This window comes from Pseudomonas sp. HLG18 (assembly GCF_051903985.1).
Taxonomy (GTDB): Bacteria; Pseudomonadota; Gammaproteobacteria; order Pseudomonadales; family Pseudomonadaceae; genus Aquipseudomonas; species Aquipseudomonas fluorescens_BT.
Genome location: NZ_CP195831.1, coordinates 2,856,149 through 2,873,264 on the forward strand (window position 1 = coordinate 2,856,149; position 17,116 = coordinate 2,873,264).

The 17,116-nt window shown below is 60.6% G+C and carries 15 protein-coding genes; 7 read left to right on the forward strand and 8 right to left on the reverse strand.

What is annotated here, in order from left to right:
* Positions 1-24 precede the first annotated feature (24 nt).
* Entirely contained in the window at positions 25-1,722 is a 1,698-nt protein-coding gene (locus tag ACSPX5_RS13115; protein ID WP_011335000.1) for an AMP-binding protein, read from the reverse strand.
* Positions 1,723-1,923: 201 nt separating this feature from the next.
* On the opposite strand from ACSPX5_RS13115, the gene ACSPX5_RS13120 reads away from it, so the two are divergent.
* From ACSPX5_RS13120 to ACSPX5_RS13135, 4 genes are read left to right on the forward strand one after another with little or no spacing between them, the layout of a single operon-like run.
* Positions 1,924-3,087, forward strand: a complete 1,164-nt coding sequence (locus ACSPX5_RS13120) for an isovaleryl-CoA dehydrogenase (RefSeq protein ID WP_064597789.1) — start codon at positions 1,924-1,926, stop codon at positions 3,085-3,087.
* A 12-nt stretch (positions 3,088-3,099) separates the two neighbouring features.
* Entirely contained in the window at positions 3,100-4,707 is a 1,608-nt protein-coding gene (locus ACSPX5_RS13125; protein WP_323160150.1) for a carboxyl transferase domain-containing protein, read from the forward strand.
* Between the two features lie 13 nt (positions 4,708-4,720).
* The gene (locus ACSPX5_RS13130) at positions 4,721-5,536 is read left to right on the forward strand and encodes a gamma-carboxygeranoyl-CoA hydratase (protein ID WP_207863967.1); all 816 of its coding nucleotides are present in this window, start codon (positions 4,721-4,723) and stop codon (positions 5,534-5,536) included.
* Entirely contained in the window at positions 5,536-7,485 is a 1,950-nt protein-coding gene (locus ACSPX5_RS13135; protein ID WP_439821873.1) for an acetyl/propionyl/methylcrotonyl-CoA carboxylase subunit alpha, read from the forward strand. Before ACSPX5_RS13130 ends, ACSPX5_RS13135 begins: the two co-directional genes overlap by 1 nt.
* A gap of 39 nt (positions 7,486-7,524) precedes the next feature.
* Here the strand turns inward: ACSPX5_RS13135 and ACSPX5_RS13140 are convergent, their stop codons facing one another.
* Positions 7,525-8,181, reverse strand: a complete 657-nt coding sequence (locus ACSPX5_RS13140; protein WP_439821874.1) for a LexA family protein — start codon at positions 8,179-8,181, stop codon at positions 7,525-7,527.
* A 129-nt stretch (positions 8,182-8,310) separates the two neighbouring features.
* Here ACSPX5_RS13140 and ACSPX5_RS13145 point away from each other — a divergent pair, with 129 nt between their 5' ends.
* Positions 8,311-8,649, forward strand: a complete 339-nt coding sequence (locus tag ACSPX5_RS13145) for a DUF6124 family protein (protein ID WP_169430982.1) — start codon at positions 8,311-8,313, stop codon at positions 8,647-8,649.
* 151 nt (positions 8,650-8,800) lie between these two features.
* Here the strand turns inward: ACSPX5_RS13145 and ACSPX5_RS13150 are convergent, their stop codons facing one another.
* Positions 8,801-9,019 (reverse strand): hypothetical protein, encoded by a 219-nt coding sequence (locus ACSPX5_RS13150; protein WP_169430983.1) that lies wholly within the window; start codon positions 9,017-9,019, stop codon positions 8,801-8,803.
* 97 nt (positions 9,020-9,116) lie between these two features.
* On the opposite strand from ACSPX5_RS13150, the gene ACSPX5_RS13155 reads away from it, so the two are divergent.
* Both ACSPX5_RS13155 and ACSPX5_RS13160 read left to right on the forward strand, forming a co-directional pair.
* A complete protein-coding gene (locus ACSPX5_RS13155; protein WP_439821875.1) occupies positions 9,117-10,268 on the forward strand; it encodes a M14 family metallopeptidase in 1,152 nt (383 codons plus the stop codon).
* Between the two features lie 151 nt (positions 10,269-10,419).
* Entirely contained in the window at positions 10,420-11,625 is a 1,206-nt protein-coding gene (locus tag ACSPX5_RS13160) for an MFS transporter (RefSeq protein ID WP_439821876.1), read from the forward strand.
* A 9-nt stretch (positions 11,626-11,634) separates the two neighbouring features.
* Here ACSPX5_RS13160 and ACSPX5_RS13165 read toward each other — a convergent pair whose 3' ends face one another.
* From ACSPX5_RS13165 to ACSPX5_RS13185, 5 genes are all read right to left on the reverse strand, one after another.
* Positions 11,635-12,180 (reverse strand): cytochrome b, encoded by a 546-nt coding sequence (locus ACSPX5_RS13165; protein WP_169430986.1) that lies wholly within the window; start codon positions 12,178-12,180, stop codon positions 11,635-11,637.
* Positions 12,177-13,271 (reverse strand): catalase family peroxidase, encoded by a 1,095-nt coding sequence (locus tag ACSPX5_RS13170; RefSeq protein ID WP_207863972.1) that lies wholly within the window; start codon positions 13,269-13,271, stop codon positions 12,177-12,179. The genes ACSPX5_RS13165 and ACSPX5_RS13170 overlap by 4 nt, the downstream gene beginning before the upstream one ends.
* A gap of 121 nt (positions 13,272-13,392) precedes the next feature.
* Positions 13,393-14,157 (reverse strand): enoyl-CoA hydratase-related protein, encoded by a 765-nt coding sequence (locus ACSPX5_RS13175; RefSeq protein ID WP_169430988.1) that lies wholly within the window; start codon positions 14,155-14,157, stop codon positions 13,393-13,395.
* Between the two features lie 46 nt (positions 14,158-14,203).
* A complete protein-coding gene (locus ACSPX5_RS13180; RefSeq protein ID WP_439821877.1) occupies positions 14,204-15,538 on the reverse strand; it encodes a hypothetical protein in 1,335 nt (444 codons plus the stop codon).
* A complete protein-coding gene (locus tag ACSPX5_RS13185; RefSeq protein ID WP_439821878.1) occupies positions 15,535-17,112 on the reverse strand; it encodes an amino acid adenylation domain-containing protein in 1,578 nt (525 codons plus the stop codon). The genes ACSPX5_RS13180 and ACSPX5_RS13185 overlap by 4 nt, the downstream gene beginning before the upstream one ends.
* Positions 17,113-17,116: the final 4 nt, after the last annotated feature.

Sequence of the window (17,116 nt, forward strand, 5' to 3'; positions counted from 1 at the left end):
TCGATATAGAAAGTTGAAACTGTGTCAGCCCTCGTTACTGCGCAACTCCTCGATACTGATCTCACGCATCCGGAATTTCTGGATCTTGCCCGTTACCGTCATCGGAAACTCCTCCACAAACTTGAAGTAACGCGGCGTCTTGAAGTGGGCGATGCGCTCCTTGCACCACGCTTGCAGTTCTTGTTCGGTCGCACTGTGGCCGGGATGGAATTTGATCCAGGCGACGATTTCCTCGCCGTAACGCGAGCAGGGAATGCCGATCACCTGCACGTCCGCCACCGCTGGATGGGTGAAGAAGAACTCTTCCAGTTCACGCGGGTAAATGTTTTCGCCGCCACGGATGATCATGTCCTTGTTACGGCCGGCGATGCACACATAACCCTCGTCGTTCATGCTCGCCAGGTCGCCGGTGTGCATCCAGCCTGCTGCGTCGATGGCTTCGGCCGTGGCATTCGGGTTGTTCCAGTAGCCGAGCATCACGCTGTAACCGCGAGTGCACAGCTCGCCGATGGTGCCGCGCGGCACTGGATTACCAGCCTCGTCGATGATTTTGCTTTCGAGTTGTGGCTGGGTGCGGCCGACGGTGGTGACGCGCAATTCCAGCTCATCCGATGGACCGGTCTGCAGGGACACGGGACTGGTTTCGGTCATGCCGTAGGCGATCTGCACTTCGCTCATGTGCATTTCGTTGATAACTCGGCGCATCACCTCGATCGGGCAAGTGGCGCCGGCCATGATTCCGGTTCGCAGGGTCGACAGGTCGAACTCGGCGCGCTGCGGTTGATCGAGCATGGCGATGAACATGGTCGGCACACCGTACAGCGCGGTGGCCTTTTCTTCGGCGACGGTGCTCAGGGTCAGCAGTGGATCGAAGGCGTCGTTGGGATAAATCATCGTGCTGCCGTGGGTGATGCAGCCGAGGTTGCCCATGACCATGCCGAAGCAGTGATACAGCGGCACCGGGATCACCAGCCGATCAGCGGCGGTCAGGCCGAGGCTTTCGCCGACCATGTAACCGTTGTTGAGGATGTTGTAGTGACTGAGGGTCGCGCCCTTGGGGAAACCGGTGGTGCCGGAGGTGTACTGAATGTTGACGGGCTGATCGAAGTGCAGGCTGTCGCTGCGTTCACGCAATTGTTCTGGAGAAACACTGGCGGCCAGATCGGCCAGTTGCGACCACGGGAGAAAACCCGAAGGCGGCTGCGGATCAAGGCTGATCAACCCGCGCAGCTCCGGCAGGCGCTCGCTGCGCAGTTCGCCGATGGATTGCTCGGCCAGTTCCGGCAGCAAGCCTTGCAACATGCCGTGATAGTTGGAGCTCTTGAACGCCCCGGCGCAGACCAGCCATTGGCAACCGGATTGCTTGAGTACGTATTCGAGTTCGGAGCTGCGGTAGGCCGGGTTGATGTTGACCAGGATCACGCCGAGTTTCGCGGTGGCGAACTGCGTGATGCACCACTGCGCGCAGTTCGGCGCCCAGATGCCGAGCCGATCACCGGCCTGCAAACCCAACGCCAGCAGGGCTCTGGCATGCACGTCCACCGCGTCGGCCAGTTGCCGCCAGGTGTAACGCAGCTGCTGATGGCGCACCACCAGCGCCTCGCCGTCCGGGTACTGCGCGACAGTTTCGTCGAACTTCTGCCCGATGGTCATCGCCAGCAAGGCTTTGTCCTGGGAACCACGGGTGTAGCTGCGCTGCGGGTTTGCACTGGGTTGATCCATGACGACCCCTATTGTCTTTATTAGTGGGTGTTGGACCGGAGTCATATGAGCTCCGACCATTCAGAACTGGCCCTACTCTCGCTCAAGTTGACGTTAACGTAAAGGGTGATTGACAGCCATTCGTCACAGGCTTACGTTAACGTAAAGGTGAGAGCCAAAACGCCGCCCTCCCGACCCTACAAAAAAGCCAAAAGGTGACCCATGAGCTATCCATCCCTGAACTTTGCCCTCGGTGAAACCATCGACATGCTGCGCGATCAGGTTCAGTCCTTTGTCGCCAAAGAGATCGCTCCGCGTGCCGCGCAGATCGACAGCGACAACCTGTTCCCGGCTGATCTGTGGCGCAAGTTCGGCGACATGGGCCTGCTCGGCATCACCGTGCCGGAAGAGTATGGCGGCGCTGGCCTGGGTTATCTGGCGCACGTCGTGGCGATGGAAGAAATCAGCCGTGGCTCGGCTTCCGTGGCGTTGTCCTACGGCGCCCATTCCAACCTCTGCGTGAACCAGATCAACCGCAACGGCAACCACGAACAGAAAACCAAATACCTGCCGAAGCTGATCAGCGGCGAACACGTCGGCGCACTCGCGATGAGCGAACCGAACGCCGGTTCCGACGTGGTTTCGATGAAACTGCGCGCCGACAAACGCGGCGACCGTTTCGTACTCAACGGCAGCAAAACCTGGATCACCAACGGCCCCGACGCCAACACCTACGTGATCTATGCCAAGACCGACCTGGAAAAAGGCCCCCACGGCATCACCGCGTTCATCGTCGAGCGCGACTGGAAAGGCTTCAGCCGCAGCAACAAGTTCGACAAGCTCGGCATGCGCGGCTCCAACACTTGCGAGCTGTTCTTCGATGACGTCGAAGTGCCGGAAGAAAACATCCTCGGCGTACTCAACGGCGGCGTGAAGGTGCTGATGAGCGGCCTCGATTACGAGCGCGTCGTGCTGTCCGGTGGCCCGACCGGGATCATGCAGTCGTGCATGGACCTGATCGTGCCGTACATCCACGACCGCAAGCAGTTCGGCCAGAGCATCGGCGAATTCCAGCTGATCCAGGGCAAAGTCGCCGACATGTACACCCAACTCAACGCCAGCCGCGCCTACCTCTACGCCGTGGCCCAGGCCTGCGAGCGCAACGAAACCACGCGCAAGGACGCCGCCGGCGTGATCCTCTACACCGCCGAACGCGCCACGCAAATGGCCCTGGACGCGATCCAGATTCTCGGCGGTAACGGTTACATCAACGAATTCCCCGCCGGCCGTCTGTTGCGTGACGCCAAACTGTACGAAATCGGCGCCGGCACCAGTGAGATCCGTCGCATGCTCATCGGTCGCGAACTGTTCAACGAAACCCGCTAAACGGAGCTGCCCATGGCTATCCTGCATACCCAGCTCAACCCTCGTTCAGCGGAGTTCGCTGCCAACAGCGCGGCGATGCTCAAACAGGTCGACGCCCTGCACACCCTGCTCGCCCAAGTGGCTCAGGGCGGCGGCGCGAAAGCTCAGGAACGTCACACTTCGCGCGGCAAACTGCTGCCCCGTGAGCGGATCAACCGCTTGCTCGATCCGGGCTCGCCGTTTCTGGAAATCAGTCAATTGGCCGCCCACGCCGTTTATGGCGAAGACGTGCCCGCCGCAGGCGTGATTGCCGGGATCGGTCGCGTGGAAGGCGTCGAGTGCATGATCGTCGCCAACGACGCGACGGTGAAAGGTGGCTCGTACTACCCGCTGACCGTGAAGAAACACCTGCGCGCCCAGACTATCGCCCAGCAGAATCGCCTGCCGTGCATCTATCTGGTGGACTCGGGCGGCGCCAACTTGCCGCGTCAGGACGAAGTGTTTCCGGATCGCGAGCACTTCGGGCGGATCTTCTTCAATCAGGCCAACATGAGCGCCATGGGCATTCCGCAGATTGCCGTGGTCATGGGCTCCTGCACCGCCGGCGGCGCTTACGTGCCGGCGATGGCTGACGAAGCGATCATGGTGCGCAATCAGGCGACGATTTTCCTCGCCGGCCCACCCTTGGTGAAAGCCGCGACCGGTGAAGTGGTCAGCGCCGAAGACCTCGGCGGGGCCGATGTGCATTGCAAGATTTCCGGGGTCGCCGACCACTACGCCGAAAGCGACGAGCACGCCCTCGCCCTCGCCCGCCGCAGCGTCGCCAACCTCAACTGGCGCAAGCTCGGCGAAGTGCAGCAGCGCACGCCGATTGCGCCGCTGTACGCCAGCGACGAGTTGTACGGCGTGGTTTCGGCGGACGCCAAGCAACCGTTCGATGTGCGCGAAGTGATTGCGCGGCTGGTGGACGGTTCGGTGTTCGATGAATTCAAAGCCTTGTTCGGCACCACGCTGGTCTGCGGTTTCGCCCACCTGCACGGCTACCCGATCGCGATCCTCGCCAATAACGGCATCCTGTTCGCCGAAGCCGCGCAAAAAGGCGCGCACTTCATCGAACTGGCCTGCCAGCGCGGCATCCCGCTGCTGTTCCTGCAGAACATCACAGGCTTCATGGTCGGCCAGAAATACGAGGCCGGCGGCATCGCCAAACACGGCGCCAAACTGGTGACCGCCGTGGCGTGCGCCAAGGTGCCGAAATTCACCGTGATCATCGGCGGCAGCTTCGGCGCCGGTAACTACGGCATGTGCGGGCGGGCCTACGATCCGCGTTTCCTGTGGATGTGGCCGAACGCGCGGATCGGCGTGATGGGCGCCGAACAGGCAGCCGGCGTACTGGTTCAGGTCAAACGCGAGCAGGCCGAACGCAGTGGCCAGGCGTTCAGTGCGGAACAGGAAGCCGAGATCAAGCAACCGATTCTCGACCAGTACGAAGAACAGGGTCACCCCTACTATTCCAGCGCACGGCTGTGGGACGACGGCGTCATCGACCCGGCGCAGACCCGCGATGTATTGGCCCTGGCCTTGTCCGCGTCGTTGAACGCGCCTATCGAACCGAGCCGCTTCGGCGTGTTCCGGATGTGATCGGGAGAACCTCATGAGCGACTTCAACACCCTCGAATTGCAGAGCGATCCACGGGGTTTCGCGACCCTGTGGCTGAGCCGCGAAGAAAAGAACAACGCGTTCAACGCCGAGATGATCCGCGAACTGATCCTGGTGCTGGACAAGGTCGCCAGCGACGCCAGCCTGCGTTTCCTGCTGGTGCGCGGACGCGGCAAACACTTCAGCGCCGGCGCGGATCTGGCCTGGATGCAGCAATCGGCCGAGCTCGATTACCACACCAACCTCGACGACGCCCGGGAATTGGCGGAGCTGATGTACAACCTCGCCAAACTGAAAATCCCGACCGTGGCCGTGGTGCAAGGCGCGGCGTTCGGCGGCGCGCTGGGTCTGATCAGTTGCTGCGACATGGCGATTGGCGCCGATGACGCTCAGTTCTGCCTGTCGGAAGTGCGCATTGGTCTGGCGCCGGCGGTGATCAGCCCGTTCGTGGTGCAAGCCATCGGCGAACGTGCGGCGCGGCGTTATGCGCTGACGGCCGAGCGTTTCGGCGGGCAGCGAGCGCGTGAAATCGGTTTGTTGTCCGAGAGCTATCCGGCGACCGAGCTTGAACAGAAAGTCGAGCAATGGATCGACAATCTGCTGCTCAACAGCCCCGCCGCCATGCGCGCCAGCAAGGATCTGCTGCGTGAAGTCGGCAACGGCGCGCTGACTCCGGCCCTGCGCCGCTACACCGAAAACGCCATCGCCCGCATCCGCGTCAGCCCGGAAGGCCAGGAAGGCTTGCGGGCCTTTTTGCAGAAGCGTCCGCCGAGCTGGCAAGCCGCAACTACCACCAAGGAGCCGCGTTGATGAGCGCACCTGTTCTCACCACCCTGCTGGTGGCCAACCGTGGCGAAATCGCTTGCCGGGTCATGCGGACCGCCAAGGCTTTGGGCCTGACCACCGTTGCCGTGCACAGCGCCACCGACCGTGAAGCGCGGCACAGCCGTGAAGCGGATATCCGCGTCGATCTGGGCGGCAGCAAAGCCGCCGACAGTTACCTGCAAATCGACAAACTGATCGCGGCGGCCAAAGCCAGCGGCGCTCAGGCGATTCACCCGGGTTATGGTTTTCTGTCGGAGAACGCCGGGTTTGCCCGCGCCATCGAAGCCGCCGGCCTGATCTTCCTCGGCCCCCCCGCCTCGGCCATCGACGCAATGGGCAGCAAATCCGCCGCCAAGGCCCTGATGGAAACGGCTGGCGTGCCTCTGGTGCCGGGCTATCACGGTGAAGCCCAGGATCTGGACACCTTCCGCGATGCTTGCGAGCGCATCGGCTATCCGGTGCTGCTCAAGGCCACCGCCGGTGGTGGCGGTAAAGGCATGAAAGTGGTCGAGGACGTTAGCCAACTGGCTGAAGCCCTGGCCTCGGCACAGCGTGAAGCGCAGTCGTCGTTCGGCGATTCGCGGATGCTCGTGGAGAAATACCTGCTCAAGCCGCGTCACGTGGAAATCCAGGTGTTCGCCGATCAGCATGGCAATTGCCTGTACCTGAACGAGCGTGACTGCTCGATCCAGCGCCGGCACCAGAAGGTCGTTGAAGAAGCACCGGCACCGGGCTTGAGTCCGGAACTGCGTCGGGCGATGGGTGAAGCGGCTGTGCGTTCGGCGCAGGCCATCGGTTACGTCGGCGCCGGCACAGTGGAATTTCTGCTGGACGCGCGCGGCGAGTTTTTCTTCATGGAGATGAACACGCGGCTACAGGTCGAACACCCGGTCACCGAAGCCATTACCGGGCTCGATCTGGTGGCCTGGCAGATTCGCGTCGCCCGTGGCGAAGCGTTGCCGATCACACAGGATCAGGTGCCGCTGAACGGGCATGCGATTGAGGTTCGGTTGTATGCGGAAGATCCGTCGAATGACTTCCTGCCGGCGACCGGGCGTCTGGATCTGTACCGTGAATCCGCCGCCGGGCCGGGGCGTCGTGTGGACAGCGGGGTTGAGGAAGGCGATGAGATTTCGCCGTTCTATGACCCGATGCTCGGCAAGCTGATTGCCTGGGGCGAGGATCGTGAGCAGGCGCGTTTACGGCTGCTGAGCATGCTCGACGAGTTTGCGATTGGCGGGCTGAAGACCAACATCAACTTCCTGCGGCGGATCATCGGGCATCCGGCGTTTGCGGCGGCGGAGCTGGATACCGGGTTCATTCCGCGTTATCAGGAACAGTTGCTGCCAGCGCCTGCTGCGCTGAGCGATGAATTCTGGGAGGCGGCGGCGCAGGCTTTTGCACAGAGCCTGCCGGGGATGGCTCGGGCGGATGATCCCGCTTCGCCTTGGGCGCTTCACAGTGGTTTGCGCGCCGGGTTGCCACGGGAAATCGCTCTGCATTTGAGCTGCGAGGGGCAGGATCGGGCGTTGACGCTCGGTGCTGACGGCAATGCAAAACTGATCGGCGAGCATCTGGTGCTCGAGCACGATGGGCTGCGTCGACAGCTGCGTGCGATTCGTCGTGGAGAGTTTCTGTATCTGCAATGGGACGGCGAGCTGCGACGCGTTGAAACGTACGACCCGATCAGCGCTGTCGAAGCCAGTCACAGCCATCAGGGCGGTCTGACGGCGCCGATGAACGGCAGCATCGTGCGGGTGCTGGTGGAGGCCGGGCAAGCGGTTGAGGCCGGCGCTCAATTGGTGGTGCTGGAAGCGATGAAGATGGAGCACAGCATCCGCGCGCCCCATGCCGGCGTGATCAAGGCGCTGTATTGCCAGGAAGGCGAAATGGTCAGCGAAGGCAGCGCACTGGTCGAACTGGAAGAAGCGTGAAAGGTGGATCGATCCTACGCCTGGCGAGGATCGATCTGACTAGTATTTGGCGGTTGCCTGAACCACGACACCGATGATTCGGCACTCTTCGGTCAACAAGGCTTTCGGCCAGGTCGGATTGAGCGGCACCAGGTAACGCTGGCCGCCCTCTTCGATCAGCTTGCGGAAGATTGCCTCGTCGCTGTCCGGCCATTGGGCGATCACCAGTTTGCCGGGCTCGGCTTCCAGCGCCGGATCCACCAGGATCATCATCCCCTCGCCAATGCTCTGCCCGCTGGGCGCAGTCATCGCGTTGCCCGTTACCGTGAGCCAGAACGCCGGGCCACGGGCGTGGTAATCCGTCAGTTCGAAACGTCGCTTGTCTTTGGCACTCGAATACGCTGGCTGACTTTCACGGGCCTCGACCGGCGCATTCCACTCGCTGACCGGATAGCGAAAGTAAGGGTTGTACTTCTGTGCCAGAGGCATTTCGTCGTCCGCATCGATCTGCGGTTCACGAATCACCACCGCGACTTCGAGATACTCCATGCCCAATGCTTTCAGCACGCGGTTCATCTGCGTGATGCCGGGCTCGCGGCGCTTGTTCAGCCAATGGCCGATGCCACCCTGAGACATGCCGACGCGCTCGCCGAGCTCGACTTGAGTGACGTTGAGTTCACTCATTTTGGCTTTGACCAACTCAATCCATTTATCCATGTGCGGCACCATACGTGGACGCCTTCGGCCGGCAAAACACATATTGTAGTATTTAAATTCTGGTCACAAATACTATAAGTACTATTCTTGGATCACGGATTTGAATCGACCAAGGAGTGACCTTTCACCATGAATATCACCAGCAACGACTTGCCCGACCTGCAGATAGACACCACTTTCAAGTCACCGCAGGGCTGTGCCGCAGCGCAGCGGGCATTGGACTATTACTTGAAACCGGCTGTGTCAGCGCCGGACGTGGAAGAACGATTTTTCGGCGTAAACAGCAACCTGAGCGGTGAAGAATCCCTGGTCCACGCCTCCGATCTGCTGCGATGCGCAGCGGCCACAGCATTCAAGGCAGCGGATGGTCTGCAGGGTGTCAGTCGGGATCTGGCGTTTTCGGTAGTGCACATGGTGGACATGGCACGGGCGATGGTCGATCACTCGCTGGATGGCGGTGTTCGATGAAGACGGACAGGAAAGAATTTTCCAATCGCGCAGATAAAAACGTTTGACTTGCAAATGATAATGATTATTATTGCAAGCAGCTGGTCGCGAGATCAGTCGATGGACCAGAGACCTTAGGTCGGTCTTCTGGACTATCTCCTCATCAGGCTAATCACGGTTTTTGACCCGGCTTTTTGCCGGGTCTTTTTTTTGCCAGTTTTCTGGCTTTTGGCTTCAGGCTAATGAAGTCTTTGGGTGCCGCAAATTCGATGGCGCGGATAATATCAAAAGAATATTGCTTGGCAAGCGAACCCCGGCCACATTGGGGCGAACTAATGCCAATTAGCACTTGAGAATCAATCGCACAGCCACTAAGCTGCCTGCGCGTCATGGAAGACGCCCCCCGCCGCAACCCGCAATTTCCCTCGGTTTCACCCCTGCCTTGCGTGTAAAGTAGCCGCCATAAAAATCATATTCAGGAACCGATTATGACCGTGGCCAAATCTTCGTTCGACATCAGCGCCAACTTCGACAGCGGCAACATCCAAGTCATCGACATCAGCAACCCGCTCAACCCGGTTCTGGCCATTCGGCCAGATACCCGCAGCGCCCATTTCCAGTGGTTCCACTTCAAGGCCAGCGGCCTGCATGTTCATCAGGAACACTGGTTCCGCCTGGTCAACGCCAGCCAGTCCTCCTACAACAAAGCCTGGACCGGCTATCAGGCGGTCGCTTCCTACGACCACGTCAACTGGTTCCGCATTCCGACCCAATTCGAAGGCGACAGCCTGCGCTTCTGCCTCGAAGCCGAGCAGACTCACGCCTGGTTCGCCTACTTCGAGCCTTACAGCCGTGGCCGTCATGACTGGCTGATCGAGCAAGCGCTGACCAAGGCCGGCACCGAACTGCTGGCCACCGGCAAAAGCGTCGAAGGCCGCGACATCCAGCTCCTGCGCAAAGGCACCGGTGCCGAAGGCCGCCGCAAGATCTGGATCATCGCCCAGCAGCACCCCGGCGAACACATGGCCGAGTGGTTCATGGAAGGCGTGATCGAACGTCTGGAGCATCACAACGATCCAGTGCTGAACAAACTGCTGGAAAGTGCCGATCTGTATCTGGTGCCGAACATGAACCCGGACGGTGCCTTCCACGGTCACCTGCGTACCAACGCCATGGGCCAGGACCTGAATCGCGCCTGGCAGAACGCCAGTCAGGACGTCAGCCCGGAAGTGCTTTTCGTACAGCAGCAGATGGAAAAATATGGCGTCGATCTGTTCCTCGACGTACACGGCGACGAAGAAATTCCTCACGTGTTCACTGCCGGCTGCGAAGGCAATCCAGGCTACACCCCGCGGATCGAGAAACTCGAAGAGCACTTTCGCAGCCATCTGAAACACACCACCAAAGACTTCCAGACCAAGTACGGCTACACCCGCGATGAACCGGGTCAGGCCAACATGACCCTGGCCTGCAACAGCGTCGGCCAGAAGTTCGACTGCCTGTCGTTGACCCTGGAAATGCCGTTCAAGGATCACGACGATGCGCCGAACCCGCTTACCGGTTGGTCGGGCCAGCGGTCGAAGCAATTGGGCAAGGACGTGCTGACCACCCTCGCCGACATGGTCGACACCCTGCGCTGATACCCCCTGTTTTTCGCCACATGAAAGATCGCAGCGCTGTCTGCGATCTTTTTTTTTGCGCTGCACTTTTTGCCTAATCAGGTTGCAAAACAAAACCAGATTACCTACCGTCAATCCAGTTTTAATTTAAAACCTGAAAAGGAATCAGAACATGAAAGCGCAAACACTCGGCAGCGGTGTCGTGCTGCTCTTCGCCATCGCCTGCGGACTGGCCGTCGGTAATGTGTACTACGCGCAACCGTTGCTGGACGCCATGGCCGAAGCATTCAACCTGTCACCCGCGAGCATCGGCATCGTCATCACGCTGACCCAGGTCGGCTACGGCATCGGACTGGTATTGCTCGTGCCGCTCGGCGATCTGCTCAACCGCCGACGCTTGATTGTCACGCAAACCCTGCTGTCCGCCGCAGCATTGTTGATGATCGCACTGGCCACCAACAGCATTTGGCTGCTGGTAGGCATGACCCTGACCGGCCTGCTCGCCGTCGTCACTCAAGTGCTGGTGGCCTATGCCGCAACCCTGGCCATCCCGGCGCAACGCGGACACGTCGTCGGCGTGATCACCAGCGGCATTGTGGTCGGCATCTTGCTCGCACGCACCGTAGCCGGCGGGATGGCGGATCTGGCCGGCTGGCGGGCGATCTATCTGTTGTCGGCAGGAATGACGCTGATCATGGCGCTGTTGCTGTTTCGCGCGCTACCCAAGGATGAGAGCCCCCAACCGGCAACCTCCTACGCAGCATTGATTGCTTCGGTGTTCAGCCTGTTTCGAGAGGAGCCCGTGCTGCGACAACGGGCGATTCTGGCGTTGTTGACCTTCGCCAGCGCCATGGTGCTATGGACGCCCATGGTCCTGCCGCTGGCCGCCCCGCCGCTGTCGCTTTCCCACAGTGAAATCGGATTGTTCGGGCTGGCCGGCGCGGCTGGCGCACTGGCGGCTGCGAGAGCCGGACGCTTGGCGGACAGTGGTCTCGGGCAATGGGTCAGCGGCCTGTCCTTGTTGCTGATGCTCGGTTCGTGGCTGCCGATCGCATTGACCCAATCCTCGTTGTGGGCGCTACTGATCGGCGTGATCACTCTGGATCTGGGCTTGCAAGCCGTGCATGTCACAAGCCAGAGCATGATCTACAGCGTTCGCCCACAGGCACAGAGCCGACTGACTGCCGGCTACATGCTGTTTTATTCGGTTGGCAGCGCCCTGGGATCCATGGCCTCGACGGCCATGTACGCCTGGGCAGGATGGTCGGGTGTCTGCTGGTTGGGTGCCGCAATCAATATCGTCGCGCTGCTTTACTGGTGGCGAACATTGGCACCGCAAAAACGTGGCGAGCAGTGCTCCCTCGCCACGTCGGAATAACCTCCGGGGTCAGTCGCGACTCCGTCCCCGCAGCATGCTGTCGAGTACCTCGTCGCGGCGCACCCAGCCATGAAACAACGCGGCAGCCAGATGCAGCAACACGGTCAGAAACAGCAGATAGGCCAGATAGCCATGCGCCTTGCGCAGCAAGGCGAACACCTGGGCATCTGCCGGCAGGATTGACGGTAATTGCAGGGATCGCCCCAACATCACCGGATCCCCCGCCGCACTGATCATCGCCCAGCCCAGCAGCGGCAACACCAGCATCAATGCGTAAAGCAACAGGTGCGACGCCTTGGCTGCCATCACCTGCCAGCCCGGCAGGTCCTCCGGCAGTGGTGGCTGACGAGTCCCCAACCGGACAAGGATGCGCACGATCACCAGCAACAGAATTGCGATACCCAAAGGTTTGTGCAGGTTGATCAGCCATTCATGCCGCGCTGACACCGAGGTCACCATGCCGGCCCCGATGAACAACATGGCGATGATCATGAGTGCCATCAGCCAGTGCAGCAGCCGCGCCAGCGGATTGAAATGCGTCGGTGGCGTTCTCATGGGCGTGCCTCCTGTTTGCCAGTGGGCAATTGACTGACTTCACTGGTGCGTCGCAGATAGGAATCGGCGTAGCCGGCTGAGCGCGCAGCCAGCAACGGGTCGTCGGAGCCTTCTATCCCGGCGGGCAGAACCAGTGGGTCATAGTTGATGTCGCGGCATTCGCCGCTGAGTTGCGGCTGAGTCTTTTCCAGGACCAGGGTGCCGGCATTCAACATTTTGCGACCGGCAGGCCAGACTTTGCTCGCGTCATTCACCGGATCGTCGGCATTGGCCAGCGTGAGGTTCAACTGAAAACGCAGCGGCCCTTCGGCCAGCCGTCGCACCAGATCCTTCTCGAGAAAATCGCTGCCCTCTGGAGCCACAGCTCCCGCTGCATCCTGGGCCAACGGCGCCATGCTCCAGCGCACGGCCTGCTTCTTGCCGCTCGCGTCGACCAGATAGAACGCGTTGACACTGTTGTAAGTCTCGGTCACGTAGCTGGCCGAAGGTTTGGCCGTCTTCACCCAGGTCAGGAACGGTACGGCCTCCGGATGCGCGGCGAAAAATGCCGGCACTTTGGCGGGATCGGGTTTGCCGGTCGCCGGGTCCGGCAATTGCGCCTGCTGCAACTGATAGAACGCCTCGGGCGTGCCGACCGGAAACACCGGCATGCTGTTCATTCCAGTGCGCCATTGCTGCCCATTCGCCTGGGTGAAGCGCAGCGCCAGACTGCGAATCGGTACCGCGCTGTCCGGCGCATAAGGATTACCCGCCGGCAGCGCGAATCGACCGACTACCGGAGTGCGTGGCTCATTGAACACTTGCGCGACAGAGTAAGGACGCGCCTCACCACTGCTTTCGAAATGACCGATGACGCAAACACCCTTGGCGTGATTGCGACGGAACCCCGGATGCACGCCGTTGTTCTTTTCCAGCACATCGACCAGCGCCTTGGGCGTCAGGCGTTGTGGGTCAAAGTTGCCGTGAACGTAGGCAAACGCCCCGGCCACGGCTGCGACCACCACGGCGATTCCGCCGAGACGCAACACCAGGCTCGCGGCACTCAGTGGCGGGCGTTGGGGGCCGCCGGGCGGTGAGCTGCGATCAACCATGAAAAACTCCAGGGCCATCGGCCATAGGGAAAGGTGCTATGAGACGCACGCCTCGTAGGTTTATTCCCTTTGAACTGTAGTTTCTTTCACGCGGTGACGCGCGAGCCCACCTCCGGGCCGTTTACATCAGATCGAACCGTGGCTCGCGCTTTTCCAGAAATGCCTGCATGCCTTCCTTTTGGCCGGGCGTAGCAAACAAGCCGTGAAACGAACGCCGCTCGAACAAAAGGCCTTCGCGCATCCCTGATTCATCGGCCCGGTCCACCGCCTCTCGCGCAGCCCGTGTCGCGGTGCGAGGGAATCCGCCAATCCGCCGCGCAACCGCCAATCCCTCTTCAAGCAAATGCTCGGCGGCGATCACCCGCGATACCAGCCCCGACTGCTCGGCCTCACGAGCGGACATCGAGCGCCCCGTCAGAATCATGTCCATGGCTTTTGCACGACCGATCAAACGGGTCAGACGCTGCGTGCCACCCATGCCCGGCATCACCCCCAAAGTGATTTCAGGCAGACCGAATTGTGCGGACTCGGCCGCTACGATCACATCGCACATCATTGCCAGCTCACACCCTCCGCCATAGGCGAACCCCGCCACTGCCGCAACCTTCGGAGTACGCAGCGCGGCGAACGCGTCCCAACCGGCAAAGTAATCTTCCTGAATCATGTCCAGACAAGACTTTTCGTACATCTCCTTGATATCGGCGCCTGCCGCGAAGTAATCCTTCGTACCGGTGATCAGGAAACACCCGACACCCGGATCGCCATCAAGTGCTTGCAGGGTTTCCAGCAGCTCGCGCATCAATTGTGCGCTGAGCGCGTTACGGGCGTGGGGCCGGTTGAGGCGGATCAACACCACGCGACCCAGTCTTTCGATCAATATATTCATCGCAGTCTCTTTCTATGTAAGGGGAAGGAAAACGGTAATACGCCCGTCAGGAATCCCAGATCGCGCCATAGGCCGGAATGCCCCGTCCCTCCATTTCCTTGACCACGCGCTCCGTTAACGTCTGGTTGGAAATGCAAATCACCGCCTCCGCGCCGTGGCGTTGAACCGCCGAGTAGGCCAGCCTCACCAGGTCTGGCTTGCCCAGCAGATCGGTATCCCAGATATGCGCATCGGGTTGGGCTTGAAGAATTTCATCGACCAATGCGTCGCCGTAGGTCTTTCTCGGGCTGCGGGTCGACCAGATCAGGTGAATGGGCACCTGCCGCGCCAAAAGATGCGGCAGCACCGGGCCGATCCCGCTGCCAGTGGCGACGTAAACCACCGACTTGAACAGGGTTTCAATGCGAGCGACCCCGGCGGTGGTGATGCCCTTGACCCAGACATGGGTTGGCGGTTGCTCGATCAGTTCGCCTGTCCAGTCACCTGCTCGGGAAATGATCAAGCGAAAACCCCGCTCGCCCGGTGCAGGAATGTTGGCAAAGGAATGCCATTCCCACAGCGGATTGCGACTGATCGCGGTGGAGGATCCGGCGAACGGCGTATGGTGATCGAAGCGGGCAATGACTGCATGTGACGATGGCTTGACCAACGTCACCGGCACCCTGCGAAGACGCAGCCAGGGCAACGCAATGCTGAGCGTCAGCACCGGCAGCATCCAGAACGACGCAGACGTCAGCAACACCGGTGTCAGATCCGTCGCTGGATTGCGGTCCCGGGCAAACACCAGCGTCATGGCCCAGAACAGCAGCAAGGCAGCCCAACCGGCAAAACGGTGTGTACGTTCAAAACCGTTATGAAACCGCGAACGAATCCCTGGCATCGCCATGATCGCCATCAGCAACAACAACCCCAGCAACGTGCCGCTGATCGCCAATAGCGTCAGCGAAACCCCACCTACGCCTTCGATCCGTTGCCAGACCAGCGAGCCGAACAACGCGAAAAACCAGGCAATCGCCGCCATCGCGCCACCACTGTGCAAACCACCAAAGTGATAGACCTTGGCCAGTGACCGGCGAATCGCCAACGGCCAGGTCGCAGGCACACGCGTGGCCAGCCAGAACAACACGTTGATCAGATATTGCTGACGAATCAGGATCGCCATCGACAGGTTGATCAACACCAGTTGCGACAGCGCTTCCAGATCGTGTCCCGAAGCTGACCACCACTGTCCGGCGGTCAGCCCATGCCCGAGCGCAGCGAAATTACAGATCAACACCAGCGCGACCAGCCGGTTGTAATGAGAAAACAGCGGCAGCGTCCCCAGACGTCGCCATAACGCACGCGGCTCGGGCAAAGTGACGCCTGTGTCCAACCCGCTCATTGCCCCGCCTCCTGTTCGGCGGCGGTACGTTGTGCGTGGTACGCCTGGGCTCGCTCAAGCAACAGGCGTTTGTCGACTTTGCCCCGCGAGGTCAGCGGAATTTCATCCACCGGCAGAATCATTGAGGGGATGCAGTAATAGGCCAGGCGCTCTTCACAACGGCGTCGTGCCGCATCGATGTCCGTGGAAACGGGGTAGACGAAAGCCACCAGATTGCGGTTATCGAATTTCAATGTGACGGCGCGCTCACATCCCGGTGACGATTCCAGCGCTGCTGACACCGAATCCAGCTCGACTCGAAAGCCCCTGACTTTCACCTGATCATCCACACGGCCCAGGTGCTCCAGCTCGCCCTCATCCGTCCAGCGCCCCAGATCCCGGGTACGAAACATCATCCGCCCCTGCCCCAGAAACGGATCGAGACGATAACGTTCGGCAGTCAGTGCAGGGTTACCCAGATAGCCCGCCGTCACGCAATCACCACCGGCCCACATCTCGCCCTGTTCGCCCGGCCCACACAATTGCCCCGTTTCATTCAGCACATAAACCGTGTTGTTCGGCGTCGGCCTGCCGATCGTCAATCGGCCCGTCCCCTTGTAATGCTGCAAGGTGTTGATGATGGTGGTTTCGGTGGGCCCACAGGCGTTGTAAAAAGTGCAAAAGGACGCCCAACGATCGGCCAACGGCTGCGGGCAGGGTTCGCCTGCAAGGGCTACCACCTTCACCTGACTGCAGCGCGCGGGGTCCAGCGTGGCGAGAATCGACGGCGTTGCGATCAGCACATCACATTGCTCGGCCGTCTCGGCGATGTCCTTGCCGCGAATCATCAGCGTTGCGCCATGGGCCAGGCAGCCCAGAATTTCCCAGGCCGCCATGTCGAAAGCGATGTTGAGGATCTGGCCGACTTTCAAACCTGGCCGCATCCCGAGATTGCCGGGAGCGGTGAGCAGAATATTGCAGACATTGCGCTGGGTAACCCTGACGCCATTGGGTTGCCCGGTCGTGCCGGAAGTGAACAACACAAAGCACAGCGCATCCGGTGACGACGCATCACTCCCCACGTTCAAGTCATCGGCAATCGAGCCTGGCGAATCGATGAACGCGTCCAGAAAGATGCAGTGCTGTTCCGCCGTCAGGGGAATGGCATGCGCCAGCGTTGAAAGCGTCAGCACCACCCGCGTCGAAGCGACTTCCATGATGTGGCGCAATTGAGTCGCAGGCGTAATGCCAACATGCTGTGGAATATAGGCAGCCCCTACCTTCAATGCGGCAAGCATGCCCACCAGCATCGGGATGGAACGCTCGACAAACAAGGCGACATGATCACCCGGCACTACACCATGAGCCTTCAGCGCTGTGGCCAGCCGGTTGGCCTGGCGATTCAGTTCACCATAGGTGAGGGTTTGCCCCTGAAAACACGCGGCCAGATTCTGCGGATGAGCTGCAGCCTGCTCTTCGATTGCGCGATGGATCAACGAGAATCCAGGCTCGACCACCGGACCGCAACCGAACTGACGCCATGCATCTTGTTCGACGCACGAGGTGAACCGGGTATCCCTTGCGATTGCATGCATCTCT